Below are 270 nucleotides of genomic sequence, written 5' to 3'. Positions count from 1 at the left end.
CCTGAGCTCCAGCGGTGTCTCATCCTCCTCGCCCAAGGGCTTGAGCCCAGGTCTCAGACCATTGCCCTGGAGGGCCTCGGAGCAGGCGTGGGTGGCGTACATAGCAAGGCCTGTCCCATACCTATGAATACGTTTGGCTGAAGCAGACCGATGGCTGCGCGTCGAAGCCGAAGCCGTCGAGTTCGCGGACAAACGGGAACTGCGCGATCTTGCTCGACATGAGCGTGTCGAGCTGGTCGCGGATCGCCGTCAACTTCAGCCGATCCAGGA

The 270-nt window shown here is 61.9% G+C and carries 1 pseudogene; it reads right to left on the bottom strand.

Annotated features, from left to right (window positions below):
- Positions 1-145: 145 nt before the first annotated feature.
- Positions 146-268, bottom strand: a pseudogene (locus X744_RS1000000173340) (ATP-binding protein); the annotation flags it as partial.
- Positions 269-270 lie beyond the last annotated feature (2 nt).

The organism is Mesorhizobium sp. LNHC252B00 (genome assembly GCF_000502955.1).
In the GTDB taxonomy this organism is placed as follows: Bacteria; Pseudomonadota; Alphaproteobacteria; order Rhizobiales; family Rhizobiaceae; genus Mesorhizobium.
This window is presented reverse-complemented; position numbering and strand designations above follow the sequence as displayed.